This window comes from Buttiauxella ferragutiae (assembly GCF_022637515.1).
GTDB classification, from domain to species: domain Bacteria; phylum Pseudomonadota; class Gammaproteobacteria; order Enterobacterales; family Enterobacteriaceae; genus Buttiauxella; species Buttiauxella ferragutiae.
Genome location: NZ_CP093332.1, coordinates 910,132 through 930,504 on the forward strand (window position 1 = coordinate 910,132; position 20,373 = coordinate 930,504).

Here is a 20,373-nt window from a genome sequence, read left to right on the forward strand (position 1 = left end):
AGCGTATGGCTATCGATCTTAAAAAATTTGTGCTGCGCTTTATTGATGAAGCCAATGGCCATTTACACACCGTAAAAGAGGGCGCGTTTTTGCTCTCGTCCGGCGAAAGTAGCGACGCGCAAATCGGCGAGATGTTTCGTGCCGCCCATACCCTGAAAGGGGGCGCGCGGATGCTGAAGCTGCAAAGCATCGCTGACGTCACCCATCAGCTTGAAGAGATCTTAAGCGAGCTACGCGATAAAAAGCTCGCGCCGGACCAACAGCTTGGCACCTTGATCCTGCAAGCCTGTGATTACATTTCGGATCAACTGGCCCAGCTTTCGGCCACCGACGGCAACAATCAGTTACCGCCAGCCGATGAAGCCTTATGCGAGCGACTGGCGCGCGCCAGCCGTGGCGAAATGGATAGCAGCGCGGAGCAGAGCACGCCGCCGCCACTGGAAAAACCGTTCAGTGCGCTAAATCTTGAGGCGGTGGATAACGGGCTGAAACAGGCCAGTTCGGTGCGTGTCAGGCTCGAGAAACTCGATGACCTGATAAACATTTTGGGCGAAGTGGTCGCCAGCCATGACCGCCTGGAGCAGCAAGTGCAAAGCCTGGCGAACCTTGGGCCGCGGCTGGCGCAAATGGACGCAGCACAGCTTCGCCAGCAGATCGTGCAATTTAGCCGCCAATTTAAAGAAGATTTCCAGGTTCAGCATTTGCAGATGTTCGAACTGTACGACGTGGCGACCACCATCCGTATGTTGCCGGTATCGATGTTGTTCGAACCGGTTTCGACGCAGGTACGCGAACTGGCGACCGCGCTCAATAAGCAGGTGGATTGCCGTATTTTGGGCGGCGAAGTTGAGATCGACCGGCAGTTAATTGACCGTCTGTCTGAACCGTTAACGCACCTGCTGCGTAACGCTATCGATCATGGCATTGGCGAGGCAGCGGAACGGCTGGCAGCAGGTAAATCGGCGCGTGGCACCATCACGCTGACCACCCAACAAGACGGGCGTGGCATCTTGCTGCGCGTGGAAGATGACGGCCGTGGTCTGGATTATCCCGGTATTCGCGCCAAAGCGGTGGCGCGGGGGCTGGTGGAGGCGGCGGTGGTCGATCAGCTTTCCGAGCAGGAATGTAACGAGCTGATTTTCCACCCTGGCTTTTCAACCAGTAAGATTGTCACTGAATTATCTGGCCGTGGTGTCGGGCTGGATATTGTGCGTAAAACCATTGTCGCGGATCTGCAAGGTACTTTGCAGGTACACAGCCGCGCCGGGGTTGGCACCACCTTTATTATCCGCTTGCCTATTTCGCTGGCGATGATGCGCATTTTGCAATTCGAGCAGCAGAACCATCTCTTTGGCCTCGCCGCGCAATATGTGGTGGAAGTGGTGAAATACTCGCGTGATGAAATCCGCGACATTGCTGGCCGCCCGGCGATCATTCTGCATAACGAATTTATCCCGGTGATTTCCGCCGCCGAGTTGCTGCGCATCCAGGACCGTCCTGCAAGCCAGACTGCGCCCGCGCCCATGGCAACCAGCTTGCTGCTGATCATCATTCAAAACCAGTTCGGCAAGATGGCGATGCTGGTGGATAACCTGCTCGACGAGCGCAACATGATGATTAAGCCGCTGCCGAAGCACATGCGCTCGCAGGCTTTAGTCTCCGGCATGGTGTTGTCGCCCGATAACCAACTGGTGAGTATTTTGCAGGTTCCGGTGCTGATGGAGATGGCGCAGAAGCGCGGGCAATCGCGAGCCACGGCGACAAAACCGCAAGTGCGGGCGAATGCCTGGCATGTGCTGATCGTCGACGATTCTATGAACACCCGTGAAATCGAGAAAAACGTGCTTGAAGCCCACGGCTATCAGGTGACGCTGGCTGAAGATGGTTTAGCTGGTTTGCAAAAAGCGCGGCTGACGCAGTTTGACGCGGTACTGACGGATGTCGAAATGCCGGTGATGGACGGTTTCTCGCTCACCAGGGCGCTGCGCGCCGAAGAAAACTACCAGCATATCCCGATTATTATCGTGACATCACGAGCCAAAGAAGAAGACCGCCGCCGCGGGATCCAGGTCGGTGCGGATGCGTATATCGCCAAGGGTGATTTTGAACAAGATAGCCTGATAGAAACACTGAAAATGCTGCTGTGTTAAGAGAGAAAAAGATGCGTGTATTACTTGTGGATGACGACTTATTCGCGGCTGAACTGGCGGCGTTATTTCTGGAAATGAACGGCTACGATGTGCTGATTGCCGAAAGCGCTTTGAGCGCATTAGCCAACCTGGATTCTGACAGTTCGATTGAGCTGGTGATCAGTGATTTCCATATGCCGGAAATTACCGGGTTGGATCTGTTAGAGATGCTGCGTGCCAACGGCTGGAACAAACCGTTTGTGTTACTCAGCGCCAGCGAGATGACCGACATTACCGTTATCCCCGATTGTTGGGTGAAGAAAGACGAGAATATGGCGGAAAGACTGGTGGCGGTGGTGAATGAATTACTGATGCCAGTTGCGGCGGCTGAATAGATTACTCAATCATGATGAAACAAGAATTGACGCAAACCACGATGAATACCGCGCAGGATAAAATTGCTCGCCTACGCCAGCGCTTTTTGGAACGCATCCCGAAGATGCTGGGCCAGGCCGAAGAGCTGTTGGCTAAATTAAGCGCCCAGCCGAATGAAACGGACAGCAAGCAACTGCATCTGCTGTTGCACAGTATTCATGGCACCAGCGCTTCGTTTGGCTTCAGTAAAATCTCCAGCCAGGCGTCTGAAGGTGAGTATTTATTGGTGAATTATCCGCTTGATGAGGCGCTGTTTGGTAAATTAGCGCAGGTTATCAGGCAGTTGTATGCGTTGACGGAAGAGCAGGCGGAAAGCGCGCGTCGCGGTGGAGATGCGTTGGTTAAATTCCCGATTGCTGCCTCCAGCCAGGAAGAAGTGGCGATTAACCGCACCATCAAGCCCGTTTACCTGTGTGATGATGAAAGCGAGCAGGCCGAATTGCTGGCGACTCAGTTGCGTTGTTTTGGCTTCATTTGTTATGTCTTTACCAACACCGCCGATTTTACCAAGGCGGTGATTTCACAGCCGCCATCGGTGGTGATTATGGATGTCAGTTTCCCCGAGCACGCCTACGGCGGCCCGCTGGCAATGTCGGATCTGAAAAAGAAAGTCGGCACGCCGTTCCCGGTGCTCTATCTTTCCTGTCACAGCCATTTCCACGCGCGGATTAATGCGATAAAAGCGGGCTGCGATGGTTACTACGTGAAACCCGCCGCCACCACCGATTTAGTGCAGGAGCTGCATCGCTTAACGCAGCCTTCGCTGAAAAAACCGTATCAGGTGTTGTTGATTGACGATGAGCCGGAAGTGGCGCAGTACAACGCAGAAATGCTGCGCATGGCGGGCATGGAAGTACACGTGCTTTCGCGAATTCCACATTTGCTGAATGTCCTGAATACCCATCCGATCGACATTGTGCTGATGGATTTCCATATGCCGGAATACAGCGGCGAAGAGCTGACCAAACTGATCCGCCAGATCCCGCAGCACATCGGTTTGCCTATCGCGTATCTTTCCAGCGAAACCAATAAAACCACCCAGTTTGGCGCGATGAGCACCGGTGCGGAAGATTTCATTATCAAGCAGGCCGACCCGCAGGAGCTGATTAACGCGGTGTCGATTCGCGCGGAAAGAATGCGCACCCTGCGTGCCCGTATGTCGCAAGACAGCTTGACCGGTTTGTATAACCACTCGACCACCACCCATTATCTGGAAAGTGCGATCACTGAATCCAAATATAGCGGCGTGCCTTTCAGCCTGGTGATGGTCGATTTAGATCACTTCAAAAGCATCAATGATACTTACGGCCATGTGGCGGGCGACCAGGTGATCCTCGGGATCTCACAGCTGTTTTCTCATCGCCTGCGCAGCACCGATATTGTTGGCCGTTACGGTGGTGAAGAGTTCGCGATCATTATGCCGGGGACCACCAAAGAGCAGGCAGCGGCGGTGGTGGAACGGCTGCGCCAGGGGTTTGAAAAGATTCACTTCTCGGTCAACCAGACGCGTTTTAGCAACACGTTCAGTGCTGGCATTGCCTCGTGGCTGCCGGGTGACGAAATCGACACCATCCGCGACCGTGCCGACCAGGCGTTGTATAGCGCCAAACAGCGTGGCCGTAATCGCTATTGCCTGGCTGAAGATAGGGAGGTCGCATGAGCGAGCCATTAGAGCAAATCCTCAGCCAGTATCAGACCGAAAAGCGCGAAATTACCAATGTCGACGAGCCGCAGTGCAGCCTGGTGTTATTTAAAGTCGCCGATAAAAACTTTGCTTTTTACGGCGCGCAAATCAAAGAGATTCTGGCCGACCGCCCGATTTCCTGGGTGCCAGGTTGCCCGCCCTCGCTTGAAGGGGTAATCAATCACCGTGGGCGCGTGGAGTCAGTGATTACCCTTAACTCGCTGATTGAAACGCCTGCGGCGGAGAACGTCGCTAAGCGCACTATCCTGATGGGGCGTGGCCAGAAAATGCAAAGCGGGATTCTGGTCGACAAATTAGTCGATGTGCTGGACGTCGCGCAGAGCCAGATTCATCCGGCGGCTGAGCATTTATCTGCCGCCATGCAGAAAGTGGTAGTGGGGATTGTGCCTGTTGGGAAAGAGTATTTCGCTTTATTAGATTTGGATTTAATTTTTGAGCGTTACCTGGAAACCAGCGGTTATGACGCACTCGCTTAACCTTGCGTGCGTGCGTATCACGCTTGGGGATGTGCATTTTTATATTCCGGCAGGCCAGGTGCAGCGTTGTGCGCTGGTGGATTATGAAGCCGATGACGTCCCACGTTTTAGCCAATGGCTAGGTTTACCTGATGAGCCAGAGCAGGGTTTGCATCTGCATTTGTGGGTGCCCGCCAGCGGTGTGGCAGAGGGCTGGTATTTCTGGGGCGAGCTGGAAAATGTGACGCTACCAGCGAGTGATATTTTCCCACTGCCCGCGCTTATGCAGCACTGTTGCCAGCTCCCGGCGCTGCGGGCGTTAGTGAAAGATGAAAGTTTTAGCCCGTTGTTGAGTTGGTGAGACACCGTCACGTAGGGCGCGCAAGCGCAGCGCCCCCGCCAGCCTTTAAGGCTCACACTCTGATTTATTCAAGCTGGTTTACCGTAATTTCAGATTCTGAATTATCGCGACGGACAATGCCGTAAATTATTTTGTTTTCTACACTGCGATCATAAGCAATGCCTTGCCCGGAAATATCAGCCTTAATGGTATTGACCCAATTGAGCACTGATCCCATTTTTGGAATTTCCAGAACATATATAGCCGGGTTGTCATGCCCTGTTATATAGAGTTTGCCATCCTTTCCCCATGAGCCGCCAGAATTGCTCATGTCATCAAACAGATCAATTAAAGCATCGGGGAACACCCAGCTTTCCTGTACTTGCCACTTATCGTCGAAGCGCACAAGTTGGGTATTATATTTATTGCCGTATACCGAAGAGCTTTTTCCAAAGACACGATTGTAATTAGCAAAAGTCCCCCACCAAACCCCGTTCGCATCGCGATCAATCCAGGTTAGCGAGCCACGGTCAATACCGAAACTGTAACTGCTAACATGCGCCAATGTTGCGGTATCCCAGATTTCAACAGAACTGGTCATCGGCCACTGCGGGTAGTTTGTATGGGCTGCATAGAGCTTCCCATCGAATACCACACCGCTATCAAGATGGCTTAAAGGCCCCTCTTTTTCACCTTGCCAGCGTGCTAATTCGCGGCCGGTGTTTTTATCCATTTTTACGATGGTCTGATTGTTTATCGCATAAAATGCCTGGCCATCTACCGCAACAGCCTGACGAGCTTCCTTAACAGAATAACGCTTAATGGTGGTGGCCTGAGACGTCTCTGGTATTGCCTGTTCAGCAAGAGAGGAAAATGAGGCGAACAGGCAAAGTAAACATGCTGAAGTGTAATTAATTTTCATAAGTATCCTTACAGAATTATTAGTTTTCAGCATGCTAATTATCTTTTATTTCAGTGGTATGACAAAGCAGAGCTATCAGTAGGGCGGGCAAGTGTTGCGCCCCCGCCAATAGGTAAAATTCGCCTCCGTACTCAATTCTCAACTCCGCCAGAAGCACTCATATTAAAAATATGTTAAAAACGAGCCTGAACCCGGCTTTCGTCTGCGCACTATTTTTAATACAGGTAATCATGCTTTATGTCTGACAATCTTATCGAGCGAATTTCCACGGCGTTAGAATCTGAATATACCCTCGAAGGTCTTGTCCGACAGCTGCTTGAAATGCTCGAACTGGTGACCAATATGGAGTCAACTTACCTGACTCGCATTGAACCGGATGGCAGCTTCCAACATATCCTTTTTTCCCGTAACACCCGGCAAATGCAGATTCCCGAAGGGCTTTCTGTGCCGTGGGGCGATACGCTTTGCAAGCGTGCGCTGGACGAAGGAAAGCGCTACACCAGCGATGTCGCCAGTGTCTGGGGCGATTCCCAGGCCGCGAAAGTGTTGGGTATCACTACTTATGTCAGCACGCCAGTTACCCTTGCGGATGGCTCACTTTATGGCACGCTTTGTGCGGCCAGCTCCGAACACCGGGTGTTGAATGAGCGCAGTGAACAAGTTCTGCAACTCTTCGCGCAGTTGATTGCTCAACAGATCCAGAATGAGCGGCTGTTACAGCAGTTACAGCAGGCCAATGTCGCGCTGACCACCGCCAGCTATACTGATGAGCTGACGGGATTGCCCAACCGTCGCGCTGTTTTTGAAGAGTTACCTAAACTCTTTTCCAGGGCGCGTGATGAAGCGCGTTACGTGCTGTTAGCCTTTACCGATCTCGATGATTTCAAACAGATCAATGATGTTTATGGTCACGATGCTGGCGATGATTTCCTGCGGGCTGTGGGGCAACGTCTGAAAGAGGGGGTTCGCGCTCACGAAGTACTAGGCCGGGTCGGTGGCGATGAATTCGTGGTCGCAGGCGTTGGGCCTGGTGAGTTTGACGAGGCGCAATTTGCGGCAGACGCCTTCAAAATTCGCCTGGCAAACTTGCTGATGGGCAAGTATCAGCTACATTCCAGTGTGATTAATTATGCTGGCCCAAGTATTGGGGTTATCGCGGTTAATCCGGCGCTAACCGATCATGATCAGGCCTTGCGAGAAGCGGATACCGCGATGTATCTCGAGAAAGAACGGCGGCGGGATCTGGCCATTACTACATTAAACCCCCCTAAATAATTCTAATATTGCGGAGTTAATGATGAAAGACGTCGTTATCGTTGGAGCCGCTCGCACGGCCATCGGTTGTTTTCAGGGTGCACTTTCCCCACGCACAGCCTCCGAGTTGGGCAGTGCGGTTGTCAAAGCCTTGCTCGAGCGCAGTGGTGTGAGCGAACAAGAAGTTGACGAAGTGATTCTTGGCCAGGTGTTGACCGCTGGGGCCGGGCAAAACCCTGCCCGACAAACGGCGATCAATAGCGGTTTGCCGTGGTCTGTTTCGGCAATCACCATTAACGACGTGTGTGGCTCCGGCTTAAAAGCCTTGCACCTGGCGACTCAGGCAATTCAATGCGGTGAAGCCGATGTGGTGATTGCGGGCGGTCAGGAGAATATGAGCCGGGCGCCGCATGTGCTGGCGGACAGCCGCAATGGCGCAGGTTTAGGCAACAGCCAACTGATCGACAGCCTGGTTCATGACGGGTTGTGGGATGCATTTAACGATTACCATATGGGCGTCACCGCTGAAAACCTCGCCCGCGAATATGGCATCAGCCGTGAAAGCCAGGATGCGTACGCTCTGGCGTCGCAGCACAAAGCGCGGGTGGCTATCGATTCCGGGCGTTTTAAAGATGAAATTGTGCCGGTGACGGTTGAGCTGAATGCCGGTAAATCGGTGATTGTCGATACTGACGAACAGCCGCAAACCGATGCCAGCGCGGAAGCTCTGGCGCAGCTGCGCCCAACGTTTGATAGCCAGGGCAGCGTGACCGCGGGTAATGCATCGTCGATTAATGATGGTGCCGCCGCGGTGTTAATGATGAGTGCAAGTAAAGCCGAAGAACTGAATCTGCCCGTGCTGGCGCGCATCCGCGCTTTTGCCAGCGTGGGTGTGGATCCTGCGTATATGGGGATTGCACCCGTGACCGCCACCCAGCGCTGCCTTGAGCGCGCGGGCTGGTCGCTTGATGAGCTGGATCTTATCGAAGCCAATGAAGCCTTTGCGGCACAGGCGCTTTCGGTTGGCAAAATGCTGGAGTGGGATGAGCGCAAGGTCAATGTCAACGGCGGCGCGCTGGCGTTGGGGCATCCGATTGGTGCCTCCGGCTGCCGAATCCTGGTTTCACTGGTGCATGAAATGATTAAACGCGATGCCAAGAAAGGGCTGGCGACATTATGTATTGGTGGCGGGCAGGGCGTAGCACTGGCCATCGAGCGCGATTAATTTCAGTTACACCGGGTGGATGCCGCTAACGCGAATCCACCCTGCATTTTCCATTTGTACAACTCATCTGCTTTCTCTCCTTCTTGAGTTATTAAACTCATCCTAATTTCATTCATATTTTTATGCCCTGGAATATCCTTAAGTAAATAAATTGAAAGTTTATTGAAATGTTTGATTATTTATGTTTGCGAGCATTCCAATGTGATTTCTGTCGCGAAATTTTATAACTAGTTATTATTTTTCTTTATGTTTTCCGCTAAGTTTCGGACGCGATCGTTTATTTTTTTGATACCTGTCACACATATTGCCATGTGTGTATTTTGACATAAATTTTTACGATCCCGATCACTAAAATAATGTTCGTTTAAAAATAAACTTCAGTTTCATGAAAATGAAACGATATTTCAATGAAGGGAATGCGAACATGTTGAAGAAAGCTCTGGGTGTGGTTGTTCTTTGTGGTGTTAGTGTTGCAGCACAGGCAGTCACTGTAGATTTACGTCATGAATATATTGATGCTGGTACTAACGCAGACCGTGTTGCCGTTTCTCACCGTTTTGAAAATGGTTTAGGTTTCAGCGTTGAAGCAAAATGGAAATCTGGCGGCACCAATAAAGATGAACCATTTGCAGATTTGATTGGTAATGGTCATGAAGACCAAATTAGCTGGCGCTGGAAAGCATCAAATAATATCGCTATTACACCGGCATTAACGGTCGAAAGTACGGATAACCGTACCATTTGGAAGCCGAATTTACATGCACAATATAGCTTTGATAATGGTTTTTACGTGGCAGCACGTTACCGTTATGAATATACGCGCTACCCAAATGATGCTAAGAAAGATGATGATAAAGTGAACCGTGGCGATTTATGGGCAGGCTTTGTATTAGGCGACTGGCGTACTGAGCTGAACTATGTTTACGCGAAAAGCCAATATGAGATCCGTTCTAATAATAAGAAGGACTCTCAAGAATATAACGTGAAAGTGGCTTATAAATGGGATAAAAACTGGGCGCCGTATGCTGAGTTGGGTAATGTGAGCGGCAGTAAAACCGCAGATGAACGCCAGACGCGTTATCGTGTTGGTGTGGCCTATTCATTCTAATCGTTTCATTTTTAATTCCCTCTCCAGGCCTCTGCATAATAGCGGGGGCTTTTTTATATTTTGTTTTTTTCCTTCACCTGGGGAAGAAGGGAAATAAATGTCAGCAAAAAAAAGCTCTCTCATAAAGAGAGGGCAGAGACTGATGACAAACTTCTTCCTAGGTTGGATAAGCGCAGCGTCATCCGACACAACTGGCGTAAATGGTGGATGACGCTAACGCTTATCCACCCTACAAAAACCCTTTGTCAGCAAAAAAAACTCTCTCATAAAGAGAGGGCAGAGACTGATGACAAACTTCTTCGTAGGTTGGATAAGCGCAGCGTCATCCGACACAACTGGCGTAAATGGTGGATGACGCTAACGCTTATCCACCCTACAAAAACCCTTTGTCAGCAAAAAAAAGCCTCTCATAAAGAGAAGGCAGAGACTGATGACAAACGTCTTCGTAGGTTGGATAAGCGCAGCGTCATCCGACACAACTGGCGTAAATGGTGGATGACGCTAACGCTTATCCACCCTACAAAAACCCTTTGTCAGCAAAAAAAAGCCCTCTCATAAAGAGAAGGCAAGGGCCTACACAGGACATACTCTTTTATCAGGCAGAAATTAATTCCGGGTTAGCAGGCATCTTCGCAATATATAGCGCAGGTTTACCGTCTTTATCGGAGCTGAAAAGAATGGCGCTGTCATCCGGAGTGAATGAAGGATGTGGATGCGTGACCTGGCGGCTATTGGCAAATGTTGCCCAGGATGTATCATGACGAGCGACGCGGAAATACGCTTTTTTCGCAACATCGAAGGCATATAAATACGGGTCGTTATCGATGGTATAACCGCTGGTGTCTTTCACATCGACAGGCGTACCGGAACCATCGCCGACTAACAGCGAACCATCAAAGTTACTCATCAGATGTGAGCATGCAGGCATCTGCATCACTTCAGCGTTAACACCCGTGTCCGGGTTGTAGCTATAAATGGTGCGGCCTTGCTGGCCTTTAAGATAAGAAACGTACATCAGAGAAGAGCCGTTTGGCACCCAGAATTCATGCGTGCAGCTTTCACCTTCGGCATGCTCTTTCACTTTACGCACGTTGCTACCATCTTCGTTGACCATCCACATACGCGCATCTACCAGGTCATGCGGACCTTCATGGCAGAAGGCGACAGTGTTGTCGTCGAATGGGCGATAAATCGGATGGCCGAGCCAGTTTTTTTCCTGGTGGATCACTGCACTTTCACCGGTTTGTAGATCAACACGCAACAGGCGGCAGTTTGGACCTTTGTGGAAAAAGTCGTGGAAGATTTTCCAGTCGTTCAATGGAACCCAGTCGTCTTTGGAGATTTCGATTCCCACCAGTTTGCTGCAATCGCTGTTAGCCACCCAGGTGCCGTAACCAACCCAATCATCAGGTACGCGGTAAACTTCACGCTCAACCAGCGTCTCAAGATTCACTTCCAACAGCGTGCGCTCGTTCTTCACATAGTAAAGAGAGTTGTCATCAGGTGAGAGGAAGCCGCCAAAAGTGTTGTCGCCAGCGCCTTCGGTTAATTGCACCGCTTCGCCTGCGGCGATATTCAGCAGGTAGTAGTTCCAGTGACCGTCAAATTCCCCGGCAAACAGTAGCTTGTTGCCATCATTGGTAAAGCATTTTTGATAGAAGTAATTACGATGACACGTGACTTCTGGTGGCGTTAAGCGGGTGACTTCGACGCCTGTGTCTGGGTCCTGACTCACTTCGTAAACCAGCTTAACCCGCATACCTTTAGCCATGATGCTCTCCTTTTACCTATCGGAATTGATTAACGAACAATGGGTGCTAATTTATCAAAACAATGTTTCAAAGTGTGTGATTGCATTCACTAAAAGTAATATCTGTTGTATGAAATGTTGCAAAGAAGGGCATCAGAACGGCGGGGTAAGCCGCTAAGCGTGATCGCTTTATCAAATATGAAAAGAACATCCTAAAATCTGAAACAACGTTTCATTTATAATTGAAAAGCAGTTTCAACAGGATTACTATTCACCCATCAAAGATTACGGAACAGTGTTTGCACCGTATGTAATTTATGAATTGCGCAGTTAGCGCGAACAATATTTTCCCCGAAATGCTTGCGCTAACAGCAGGCCCGTATAAATAAAGGAAACCTACATGATTCTGGATTCGTTCTCCCTACAAGGTAAAGTTGCAGTTGTTACTGGTTGTGATACAGGTCTGGGCCAGGGTATGGCTATCGGTCTTGCTGAAGCTGGTTGTGACATCGTGGGCATCAACATCGTTGAACCGGCTGAAACCATTGAGCGTGTTACTGCTCTGGGTCGCCGCTTCCTGAGCCTGACCGCTGACCTGCGCCAGATTGATGGCATTCCCGCTCTGCTGGAGCGTGCGGTTGCTGAGTACGGCCAAATCGACATTCTGGTAAACAACGCGGGTCTGATTCGTCGTGAAGATGCGATCAACTTCAGCGAAAAAGACTGGGATGATGTCATGAACCTGAACATTAAGAGCGTGTTCTTCATGTCTCAGGCTGTGGCTCGTCAGTTCATTGCGCAAGGCAAAGGCGGCAAAATCATTAACATCGCTTCTATGCTTTCTTACCAGGGCGGCATCCGCGTACCGTCTTACACCGCGTCAAAAAGCGCAGTAATGGGCGTGACCCGTCTGCTGGCGAACGAGTGGGCACAACACGGTATCAACGTAAACGCGATTGCCCCAGGTTACATGGCAACCAACAACACCCAGCAATTGCGTGCTGATGAAGAACGTAGCGCTGCCATTCTTGAGCGTATCCCTGCTGGCCGTTGGGGCCTGCCAGAAGATCTGAAAGGTCCAATCGTGTTCCTGGCATCTACTGCTTCTGATTACATCAACGGTTACACCGTTGCGGTTGATGGCGGCTGGTTAGCGCGTTAATTCGGATTGAAGTAAAGGTGGATGACGCTGGCGCTTATCCACCCTACGAAATCCATTCCTTTCGGTAGGTCGGGCAAGCGTAGCGCCCCCGACAAAATGAAACGAAATAGAAACCTCCTGAAATCAGGAGGTTTTTTTATATCTATACCCTGGCTAAATACAATGCAGGCATGCCTTCTTCGTCGGAAGTGTAAAGCACCCACTGGTTATCCGGGCTAAATGACGGATGTGGATGTGTCACCTGCCGATCTCCATCAAGAACTTTCCACGATGTATTGTGCTGGCAAACTGCTTTCTGCGTCCCTTTCTGCAAATCAAACACCCAAATAAATGGATCGTTAAGATCGATATTGCCGGTTTTATGTGGTGCACCATCACCGACGACCAGCGTGCCGTCGTGGTTACTCATCAAGTGTGAGCAAGGGGGAATGGTTCGCAGCAGGCGATTTTCGAGAGTTAACGGGTTGGCACTCCACAAATAGCGGTGTGCATCACCTTCTTTGTGAGCGACGTAATAGAGCGCAGAGCCATCAGGCACCCAAAATTCATGGGTAAAACTTTCGCCTTGCTGATGCTGGCGCACTTTGCGCAGATTAGTGCCATCTTGATTAATCAACCACATGCGAGCATCGATGGCATCTCGCGGCCCTTCGTGACAAAACGCTACGGTTTGATCGTCAAATGGCCGGTAAATCGGATGACCTAACCAGCGTTTTTCTTGCAAGATGACTTGTTGCTCGCCGGTGTGTAAATCGATGCGGATCAGGCGGCATTCCGGGTTGGTGAAATAGAAATCACGGAATTTTTGCCAGTCAGTTAGCGGCGACCAGTCGCTTTTTTTGATCTCAATACCAACCAACAGGCTGCAATCCGAATTAGCAACCCAGGTACCGTAAGCCACCCACTGGTCATCAACTTGGTAAACTACATGCTCTTCGAGAGTCTCCAGGTCAACGCGGCGCAGTTCGCGGGTGTTTTTCACATACCACAACGATTGGCAGTCAGCTGACAGAAAGCCGCCGAAAGTGTTGTCACCTTCACCTTCGGTTAACTGGGTCGCCATTTGTTTGTCCAGATCCAGCGAGTAGTAATTCCAGTGCCCTTCAAATGCGCCGCCGAATATCAACCGCTGACCATCATTACTGAAACATTTTTGATAGAAATAATTACGATGGCAAATGACATGTGGCGGGGTTAAACGCAAGACTTCTGCACCGGTTTCCTTGTCGCGTCGGGCGCGGAAGGAAAGTTGGATTTTCTTACCTTTAGCCATAACGACACTCCTGTTTAATCGTTAAAAAAATGCCCTGCCACGCAAGCGGGGCAGGGCATAGATAGCAAAACTAGCCTACTTAATTAACGCATCGCACGTTTCAGGATGCGGTTACCCTGGCGCTCGAACTCAGCTGCAGTTTCTTCTACGGTTTTCTGGCCGTAGTCGATGTACTGCAAAGAGGTTCCGAACAGGGAAACAATCTGCGGATCGTCAAAGTACGGCGAGGTTGCCAGTTTGTTTGGCAGTGACTGCGCCAGTTTCAGACCTGCAACTGATGGGTCGTTATCTTTGATTACGCCATCAGTAGTCAGCTGGGTTACAGCCGCTTTGCTCAATGGCACACCGCGCTCCAGACCCAAAGCCTCCACGCCCGCCTTCTCGTTGAGCAAGAAGTTAATCAGCATCGCCGCTTCTTTCGGATGCTTGGTCGTTTTACTGATAGAGAACATTTGCGCAGGTTTGAAGAACAGACCGGCATCTGTCGCCCCTGGCAGCATTGGGTAAGAACCCAGTTCAAGCTTCGCTGGTGGCTTAAGGTTGTCGGAATATTTGTTAATGGTGGAGTTCCACATGTACGTCCCCGCCCACTCGCCTTCAATCCACGGCTTCATTTCGTACATGTTGCTCTTACCAAATGACGCATAGTACTTAGTGTCAGGCATCACGTGGCTGTCGATGAGTTTCTTGTACATGCCGAAGAACTCAACCCACTGCTCTTTGGAATAACCAAACTGCTTTTTGGTGGTGTCGATTTCAGGAATATTGTATTTCTGCACCATGTAAGAGCGCAGCAGAGCCAGCGTATCCTGGTGCTCTAACACCACCGGGAAGTATTGCTTGCCCAGTTTGCTCTCGAAGGTTTTACCCGCTGCCATCAGCTCTTCCCAGGTTTTTGGGTAAGCGATGCCTGCTTTCTTCCACGTTTCGTCGTTGAAATAGAACACGCGCGCGGTAACGGAAATCGGAATACCGTTTAGCTTGCCGTCAACCGTGGTGGATTGCAGTTCTTTGGGATCAAACTGGGTTAAATCCAGATCGCCTTTCACGGTATTAAGATCGTAGAAGCCAGTGCCGGTTTTAGAGAAAATTGGCAGCCAGTTCCAGTTAGTCTGCATCACGTCCGGCTCAGTACCGCCCGCGATTTGTGTGGTCAGACGGGACAAGTGGCCGTCCCAACCAGTGTATTCAGACTTCACCTTAATGTTTGGATGTTGTTTCTGGAACTCTTCAACTGCCTTCAGAGTCACCTGATGGCGTCCGTTGCCGCCCCACCAGGACATGCGTAAATCCACTTGATCTGCCGCGAACGCAGAACCAGCAGCCATGCCAAGGGTTGAGGCAATCAGGGTACTTAACAGCACTTTTTTCATTATCATAGACTCCTGTCAGAGTGAGATGTTCTGTTCTGTTTTTGCGTCGAAAATATGACATTTTTCCATGTCAAATTTGAAATACACCTTACGGTGAAGGCCCTTTTCAATCATTGGCTTAGCTTCATCGGAAGGGATGCGGCAGGTCATTTCGAAATCAGCGACTTTCAGGTAGATGAAGAATTCATGACCCATGTTCTCCACACGCACCATTTCACCGCTGGAATGGCTTTGGGCGAACGGTTCATCAGAGATTGAAATAAATTCAGGACGGATACCGAAGAAAATGTCCTGATCTTTGTATTCAGCGCAACGCTTTTGCTGGCGCTCGTTCAGTGCCAGCGTGTCTTGACCGACGCTAATTTGCAGACGTCCGTCTTTTTCGATCAACTTGCTTGGGCGAATGTTCATTTCTGGCGCACCGATAAAGCCAGCCACGAACATGTTTTTCGGGTAGTGATAAAGATTGTCTGGTGTATCCACCTGCATGATGTGGCCCAGTTTCATCACGCAGATACGGTCGCCCATGGTCATCGCTTCAGTCTGATCGTGGGTCACGTAAACGGTGGTGGCTGGCTTGCCGCTTTTCTTGAGTTGCTTATGCAGGTCGGAGATACGAATACGCATCGACGCACGCAGCTTGGCATCAAGGTTTGATAACGGTTCGTCGAACAAGAACACATCCGGTTTTTTCACAATCGCACGGCCTACTGCCACGCGCTGTGCCTGGCCACCAGATAACTGGCGCGGCAGGCGGTCCATCAGCTCATCCAGCTCAAGGATTTTGGCCGCTTCATTCACTTGCGACTCAATCTGGTCTTTTGGCAGCTTGCTCAGCTTCAGGCCGAACGCCAGATTTTCACGTACCGTCATGTGCGGGTACAACGCGTAGTTCTGGAACACCATCGCAATACCGCGCGATTTTGGTGCCAGGTTGTTGACGACGCGGTCGCCAATGCGTACTTCGCCACCGCTGATGGTTTCCAGACCCGCCAGCATGCGCAGGGTGGTTGATTTCGCGCAGCCAGACGGGCCGACGATAACCATGAATTCACCGTCTTCAATTTTCAGGTCGATACCATGAACCGCCTGGAAGCCGTTGGAGTAAACTTTTTGCAATTTGTTGAAAATAACTTCAGCCATGATATTCCCTCACTTAACCTTTAATTCCGCTGCTGGTCACGCCTTGTACGAAGTAGCGTTGGGCCAGGAAGAAGATGATTATCGATGGCAGAATGGAGATGCTCGCCATTGCCAGAATTTCGTTCCATGGAGCGCCTTCTGTCACGTCGATAGACATTTTGAGCGCCAGTGCAATTGGGTATTTGTCGACGCTGTACACATAAATCAGCGGCCCGATAAAGTCGTTCATTGACCACATGAACTGGAACAGGGCGACGGAGATAATGGCCGGTTTCAGAATCGGCACTACCACATACCAGAGCACCTGGAAGGAGTTACAGCCATCAATTTGCGCGGCTTCTTCCATATCGCGTGGTACGCCACGCAGGAACTGGATCAACATGAAGACAAAGAACCCTTGGGTGGCAAATGCCATTGGTAGCCACAGGGGTAAATAGCTATTCAACATGCCCATTTCACGGAACATCAGGTATTGCGGGATTAACAGCACAGTGCTTGGCAGCAACATGGTGGTAATCAACGTGGCGAACCAGAATTTCTTGAACGGGATTTCGAAACGGGCGAAGCCGTAAGCGACAATCGTTGAAGAGATAATGGTCAGCAGAACTTTGGGAATCACATACTGCATGGTGTTCAGCATGTAGTGACCAAAGGTGTACTCAGTACCGGTTTTCCAGCCGTTGACGAAACCGTCGCTGGTTGGGTTTGACGGCCACAGGCCCAGCGTGGTGAAGATCTCATGGTTCGGTTTAAACGCGGCAGAGAACATCCACACCAGTGGGTAGAGCATCAACAGGCCGACAATAATCAGCACCGCATAGCGAATGCTACGGCTGATTTTTTCGCGACGTAATGTACGGGCGACTTCTTGCTCTGCCAATTCCGTCTGGCTTGGTGAACCGAGCTGGTTTGTTGGAATATCAGCCATTTTTGCCTCCCTTATCTGCGGAGTAGAACACCCAGTATTTCGATGACTTAAAGGCGATGGAGGCAAAGACCGCCACGACCAGGAACAGAACCCACGCCAGCGCTGCGCCATAACCCATATCGAAGTATTTGAACGCGGTGTCGTAGATATACAGTGAGAACAAGTAGGTGTAGTGAGTCGGGCCGCCGCCGGTAATGATGTATGGCGCGGTAAACTCCTGGAACGCCTGCGTGGTCTGCATGATGAAGTTGAAGAAGATGACTGGCGTAATCAAAGGAACCGTCACTTTGGTGAACATCTGCCATTTGGACGCGCCGTCGATCATTGCCGCTTCATACTGTGATTGCGGAACGTTTTGCAGCGCAGCCAGGAAGATGACCATCGCCGAACCGAACTGCCAGACACGCAGCAGCGTAACGGACATCAGCGCCAAAGAAGGCTCACCCAGCCAGTTCACTGGGTCCAGACCGAACACACCAATAAAGCTATTCAGCAGGCCATCGATGGCAAACAGCGCACGCCATAAAACGGCAATCGCAACGGAGCTACCCAGAATAGAGGGGATGTAATACGCCGTACGGAAGAAACCGATGCCGCGTAGTTTAAAGTTCAGAACAAAGGCGATGCCCAGCGCGAATGCGAGTTTTAACGGGATAGTTAAAAACACGTACGCAAAAGTGACGCCCATGGATTTCCAGAAGAGTGAATCTTCGGTCAACATGTAGCGATAATTTTCAATACCGGTGAACACCGGTGGGTTCATCAAGTCGTACTCAGTAAAACTGAGGAAGAAAGATGAAACAAACGGGAAGGCAGTAAAGACTAACAACCCTATTATGTAGGGCGAAATCCATGCCAATCCCAGCATTCTGTTTTCATTCATACATACCTACCTGGTGGTCAATGGTTTAAAAATTGTTTGATACAAAAATATTCTTGAAACTCATTGCCTCACCCTGGTGAGAAATCTGATGGGTCGAAAAGGGTTGGGCATCATCGTCATATTCATTCCCTGATAATTGATTGATAAATAAAAGATTAAAACACCGTTGTGCTTATCGCTTTTCTGTAATGGATAACAGATTTCATAAACATGCGAACCGTGGTTCTTGGTTTGTAAAACAGTGTTTTAATTTATCTTATTACGATTTGTAACCACGTCATTCAATTCATCAGAGAAATGTGATCGATGTCGAAACGCTGTTTTGATTATGTGAAACAGGCGAGGTTTTAGAGACTTGTGTAAAAATGGACAGAGTTTTTATTGATTTTAAAACTACAAGAGTTGAGAGTTGTTTTTAAGAGTATTCTTGGTGATAATACCCACTGATAAGGAAAATTTACGTTTCATTACAAGGTTGTGGCTTTGTTATTGGCGCATTAACAGAGGGTAGAAATAGCGTTGAAAACGCGTTTTTTACTATCGATGCATGACATGCACCAGGAAAGATATGTAGCCTTTATCCTCGCCTAAAACCTGACCTGTTCCGTTTTTTCTTAACGTCGCGTAACCGTTTTAATTTCCCAACTCAGGAAAGGTACTGCGCGTCCTTTTTCTTCATAAATTAAAAACCGGCCAGTTATGTCTTCTATTGAAATGAAAGCCAATCGCCTGGAAAACGTCTCTCCTTACCCGCTTGTGGCACCGCGCCATGAAGAGATTGACTTACTCGACTTGTTATCCACTCTGTTTGCCGCCAAAAAACAAATAGCCATCATTACACTATTATTTGCTTTGTGCGGGCTGGCAGCCAGCTTCCTGCTACCACAAAAATGGACCAGCCAGGCGATTGTTACCCCACCTGAAACTGAAGAGGTTAGTGAGTTACACCGCGCGATGGTAAATCTCACCGTGCTTGGGGTCGAAACCAATCTGAGTTCCGTCAACTTGTATAATTCGTTTTTGAAGAAGTTTGATTCTCAGCAGCTTCGCGCACAATTCCTCAGCCAATCTCCGTATGTGCAGGCGCTGGTGAAGAATGGGGATGTCGATAACCCTGAATTGTACAAAGCCATCGTCAGGGTCTCGCAAAATTTTACCGCGATGGACAATAGTGACCCTAAAAAATCCACCAATATGCCTTACACCTCCTGGACCCTGGGTTTTACTGCGCCTGATGCTGATGATGCTCAGCAGGTGCTGCAAAATTACATTCAGTTTATTGCCGAACAAGTGAATAAAGACATCATCGCTGATGTAAAAAATGCCGTTGAATTAAAAATAGCATATGAAAAAGACCGTCTGGCATTGGATCGGGTCAACCTTGAAAACCAACATAATGTGAACGTTGAGCGTTTGGGTTACTCGTTACAGGTGGCGAATGCTGCGGGCCTGAAAAATCCGGTATACAGCAATAGCCAGGCAGTGAAAGACGACCCTGATTACTCCATTTCGCTTGGGGCAAATGGCTTAGCCGAAAAGCTAAAAATCGAACAGTCGATTAAAGACGTAGCTCAGTTGAATGTCTCAATACAAAATCGTGAGCATGTTCTGAGCGCATTGCAGGCGATAAATCTTGGCTCAGTTGATTTCACACCTTTCAAATACCAGATGCAGCCTTCGCTACCGGTAAAAAAAGATGGCGCCAGTAAATCACTGATTATTGTGTTGGCGGCGCTGGTTGGCTTGATTGTGGCGGCGGGTTCTGTGCTGGTTCGTGGTGCGATGTCGTCTCGTATGAGAATTGAAGAAATATAATCGCTGATATTGCTGCATAAACGGCTGCTTCCAAAACCTGGAAGCAGCCGTTTTTTTTGGCACTTACTTCAGAAAATCTTCACGGATTGGGGTGAAAGTATCCAAAAGTGTGCCAGCAGCCAGGCATACGCAGCCGTGCATCACGTGAGGTTCTTTATAGAGTGTGTCGCCCGCGGTCACACGGTGAGTTTCTTCACCGATGGTGAATTCAAATTCGCCAGACAGCACATAAGTTAACTGCTCATGTGGGTGATTGTGCATCGGGCCGATGGCACCTTTTTCAAAGTTAACCTGTACTGCCATCATTTTGCCGTCGTGCGCCAGGATACGGCGGCTCACGCCAGCACCTAAATCTTCCAGTTGAGTATCTTTAATAAAAGTGAACATCTTTCGATCCTTGGTTACGTGAAACGTTGTTTCATTTAAATAATCGTAACCTGAAAATTCCCTTTGCGATAGTTGGCACCGGAGTT

Annotated in this window: 19 protein-coding genes; 11 read left to right on the top strand and 8 right to left on the bottom strand. The window is 49.7% G+C overall.

The genetic code is table 11. The features are described from left to right. Positions 1–5 precede the first annotated feature (5 nt). Genes MNO13_RS04125 through MNO13_RS04145 form a run of 5 tightly spaced genes read left to right on the top strand, consistent with a single transcriptional unit; the run spans position 6 to position 5,085 of the window. Positions 6–2,150 carry a hybrid sensor histidine kinase/response regulator gene (locus tag MNO13_RS04125; protein ID WP_121814973.1) on the top strand — a complete coding sequence of 715 codons (2,145 nt, stop codon included), beginning with the start codon at positions 6–8 and terminating at the stop codon, positions 2,148–2,150. Between the two features lie 11 nt (positions 2,151–2,161). After that, positions 2,162–2,524: a response regulator gene (locus MNO13_RS04130; RefSeq protein ID WP_121814974.1), complete on the top strand. Its 363-nt coding sequence runs from the start codon at positions 2,162–2,164 to the stop codon at positions 2,522–2,524. A gap of 11 nt (positions 2,525–2,535) precedes the next feature. After that, complete coding sequence (locus MNO13_RS04135; protein WP_241939565.1) at positions 2,536–4,224, top strand: diguanylate cyclase; 1,689 nt, start codon at positions 2,536–2,538, stop codon at positions 4,222–4,224. Further along, a complete protein-coding gene (locus MNO13_RS04140; protein ID WP_064543718.1) occupies positions 4,221–4,745 on the top strand; it encodes a chemotaxis protein CheW in 525 nt (174 codons plus the stop codon). Before MNO13_RS04135 ends, MNO13_RS04140 begins: the two co-directional genes overlap by 4 nt. Then, complete coding sequence (locus MNO13_RS04145; RefSeq protein WP_241939566.1) at positions 4,729–5,085, top strand: hypothetical protein; 357 nt, start codon at positions 4,729–4,731, stop codon at positions 5,083–5,085. The genes MNO13_RS04140 and MNO13_RS04145 overlap by 17 nt, the downstream gene beginning before the upstream one ends. Positions 5,086–5,149: 64 nt before the next feature. Here the strand turns inward: MNO13_RS04145 and MNO13_RS04150 are convergent, their stop codons facing one another. Then, a complete protein-coding gene (locus tag MNO13_RS04150) occupies positions 5,150–5,986 on the bottom strand; it encodes a cycloisomerase (RefSeq protein ID WP_121814977.1) in 837 nt (278 codons plus the stop codon). A gap of 237 nt (positions 5,987–6,223) precedes the next feature. On the opposite strand from MNO13_RS04150, the gene MNO13_RS04155 reads away from it, so the two are divergent. The 4 genes from MNO13_RS04155 (at position 6,224) to MNO13_RS04170 (ending at position 10,131) form a co-directional block, all read left to right on the top strand. Further along, entirely contained in the window at positions 6,224–7,261 is a 1,038-nt protein-coding gene (locus tag MNO13_RS04155) for a sensor domain-containing diguanylate cyclase (protein WP_064543725.1), read from the top strand. A 22-nt stretch (positions 7,262–7,283) separates the two neighbouring features. Beyond that, a complete protein-coding gene (locus MNO13_RS04160; RefSeq protein ID WP_064543728.1) occupies positions 7,284–8,465 on the top strand; it encodes an acetyl-CoA C-acetyltransferase in 1,182 nt (393 codons plus the stop codon). A gap of 424 nt (positions 8,466–8,889) precedes the next feature. Beyond that, positions 8,890–9,573 (top strand): porin, encoded by a 684-nt coding sequence (locus tag MNO13_RS04165; RefSeq protein WP_064543729.1) that lies wholly within the window; start codon positions 8,890–8,892, stop codon positions 9,571–9,573. A 60-nt stretch (positions 9,574–9,633) separates the two neighbouring features. Next, the gene (locus MNO13_RS04170) at positions 9,634–10,131 is read left to right on the top strand and encodes a hypothetical protein (RefSeq protein WP_241939567.1); all 498 of its coding nucleotides are present in this window, start codon (positions 9,634–9,636) and stop codon (positions 10,129–10,131) included. Between the two features lie 37 nt (positions 10,132–10,168). On the opposite strand, the gene MNO13_RS04175 is transcribed toward MNO13_RS04170, so the two are convergent. Next, positions 10,169–11,344 (bottom strand): oligogalacturonate lyase family protein, encoded by a 1,176-nt coding sequence (locus MNO13_RS04175; RefSeq protein WP_241939568.1) that lies wholly within the window; start codon positions 11,342–11,344, stop codon positions 10,169–10,171. A 379-nt stretch (positions 11,345–11,723) separates the two neighbouring features. Between MNO13_RS04175 and kduD the strand changes: the two genes are divergently transcribed. Next, positions 11,724–12,485, top strand: coding sequence for a 2-dehydro-3-deoxy-D-gluconate 5-dehydrogenase KduD (kduD, locus tag MNO13_RS04180; RefSeq protein ID WP_064543736.1), 762 nt, complete (start codon positions 11,724–11,726; stop codon positions 12,483–12,485). Positions 12,486–12,627: 142 nt separating this feature from the next. On the opposite strand, the gene MNO13_RS04185 is transcribed toward kduD, so the two are convergent. The 5 genes from MNO13_RS04185 to MNO13_RS04205 all read right to left on the bottom strand — a co-directional run bounded on the left by MNO13_RS04185 (position 12,628) and on the right by MNO13_RS04205 (position 18,085). After that, on the bottom strand, positions 12,628–13,758 hold the full coding sequence (locus MNO13_RS04185) for an oligogalacturonate lyase family protein (protein ID WP_133522174.1): 1,131 nt from the start codon (positions 13,756–13,758) through the stop codon (positions 12,628–12,630). 83 nt (positions 13,759–13,841) lie between these two features. Continuing rightward, complete coding sequence (locus MNO13_RS04190; RefSeq protein WP_064543740.1) at positions 13,842–15,131, bottom strand: ABC transporter substrate-binding protein; 1,290 nt, start codon at positions 15,129–15,131, stop codon at positions 13,842–13,844. A 15-nt stretch (positions 15,132–15,146) separates the two neighbouring features. After that, positions 15,147–16,274: an ABC transporter ATP-binding protein gene (locus tag MNO13_RS04195; protein WP_064543742.1), complete on the bottom strand. Its 1,128-nt coding sequence runs from the start codon at positions 16,272–16,274 to the stop codon at positions 15,147–15,149. Positions 16,275–16,287: 13 nt separating this feature from the next. Beyond that, the gene (locus MNO13_RS04200) at positions 16,288–17,202 is read right to left on the bottom strand and encodes a carbohydrate ABC transporter permease (protein ID WP_232886965.1); all 915 of its coding nucleotides are present in this window, start codon (positions 17,200–17,202) and stop codon (positions 16,288–16,290) included. Beyond that, positions 17,195–18,085: a carbohydrate ABC transporter permease gene (locus MNO13_RS04205; protein WP_064543746.1), complete on the bottom strand. Its 891-nt coding sequence runs from the start codon at positions 18,083–18,085 to the stop codon at positions 17,195–17,197. The genes MNO13_RS04200 and MNO13_RS04205 overlap by 8 nt, the downstream gene beginning before the upstream one ends. Positions 18,086–18,784: 699 nt before the next feature. On the opposite strand from MNO13_RS04205, the gene wzz(fepE) reads away from it, so the two are divergent. Next, complete coding sequence (gene wzz(fepE) / locus MNO13_RS04210) at positions 18,785–19,900, top strand: LPS O-antigen length regulator Wzz(fepE) (RefSeq protein WP_133522173.1); 1,116 nt, start codon at positions 18,785–18,787, stop codon at positions 19,898–19,900. Positions 19,901–19,963: 63 nt separating this feature from the next. Here wzz(fepE) and MNO13_RS04215 read toward each other — a convergent pair whose 3' ends face one another. Then, on the bottom strand, positions 19,964–20,287 hold the full coding sequence (locus MNO13_RS04215; RefSeq protein ID WP_064543749.1) for a cupin domain-containing protein: 324 nt from the start codon (positions 20,285–20,287) through the stop codon (positions 19,964–19,966). Between the last annotated feature and the right edge of the window lie 86 nt (positions 20,288–20,373).

What these genes read in the sequence shown, in the direction of transcription:
- MNO13_RS04125 (WP_121814973.1), top strand. Translation starts at nt 6, where the DNA reads ATGGCTATCGATCTTAAAAAATTTGTGCTGCGCTTTATTGATGAAGCC.
- MNO13_RS04130 (WP_121814974.1), top strand. Translation starts at nt 2,162, where the DNA reads ATGCGTGTATTACTTGTGGATGACGACTTATTCGCGGCTGAACTGGCG.
- MNO13_RS04135 (WP_241939565.1), top strand. Translation starts at nt 2,536, where the DNA reads ATGATGAAACAAGAATTGACGCAAACCACGATGAATACCGCGCAGGAT.
- MNO13_RS04140 (WP_064543718.1), top strand. Translation starts at nt 4,221, where the DNA reads ATGAGCGAGCCATTAGAGCAAATCCTCAGCCAGTATCAGACCGAAAAG.
- MNO13_RS04145 (WP_241939566.1), top strand. Translation starts at nt 4,729, where the DNA reads ATGACGCACTCGCTTAACCTTGCGTGCGTGCGTATCACGCTTGGGGAT.
- MNO13_RS04150 (WP_121814977.1), bottom strand. Translation starts at nt 5,986, where the DNA reads ATGAAAATTAATTACACTTCAGCATGTTTACTTTGCCTGTTCGCCTCA.
- MNO13_RS04155 (WP_064543725.1), top strand. Translation starts at nt 6,224, where the DNA reads ATGTCTGACAATCTTATCGAGCGAATTTCCACGGCGTTAGAATCTGAA.
- MNO13_RS04160 (WP_064543728.1), top strand. Translation starts at nt 7,284, where the DNA reads ATGAAAGACGTCGTTATCGTTGGAGCCGCTCGCACGGCCATCGGTTGT.
- MNO13_RS04165 (WP_064543729.1), top strand. Translation starts at nt 8,890, where the DNA reads ATGTTGAAGAAAGCTCTGGGTGTGGTTGTTCTTTGTGGTGTTAGTGTT.
- MNO13_RS04175 (WP_241939568.1), bottom strand. Translation starts at nt 11,344, where the DNA reads ATGGCTAAAGGTATGCGGGTTAAGCTGGTTTACGAAGTGAGTCAGGAC.
- kduD (WP_064543736.1), top strand. Translation starts at nt 11,724, where the DNA reads ATGATTCTGGATTCGTTCTCCCTACAAGGTAAAGTTGCAGTTGTTACT.
- MNO13_RS04185 (WP_133522174.1), bottom strand. Translation starts at nt 13,758, where the DNA reads ATGGCTAAAGGTAAGAAAATCCAACTTTCCTTCCGCGCCCGACGCGAC.
- MNO13_RS04190 (WP_064543740.1), bottom strand. Translation starts at nt 15,131, where the DNA reads ATGAAAAAAGTGCTGTTAAGTACCCTGATTGCCTCAACCCTTGGCATG.
- MNO13_RS04195 (WP_064543742.1), bottom strand. Translation starts at nt 16,274, where the DNA reads ATGGCTGAAGTTATTTTCAACAAATTGCAAAAAGTTTACTCCAACGGC.
- MNO13_RS04200 (WP_232886965.1), bottom strand. Translation starts at nt 17,202, where the DNA reads ATGGCTGATATTCCAACAAACCAGCTCGGTTCACCAAGCCAGACGGAA.
- MNO13_RS04205 (WP_064543746.1), bottom strand. Translation starts at nt 18,085, where the DNA reads ATGAATGAAAACAGAATGCTGGGATTGGCATGGATTTCGCCCTACATA.
- MNO13_RS04215 (WP_064543749.1), bottom strand. Translation starts at nt 20,287, where the DNA reads ATGTTCACTTTTATTAAAGATACTCAACTGGAAGATTTAGGTGCTGGC.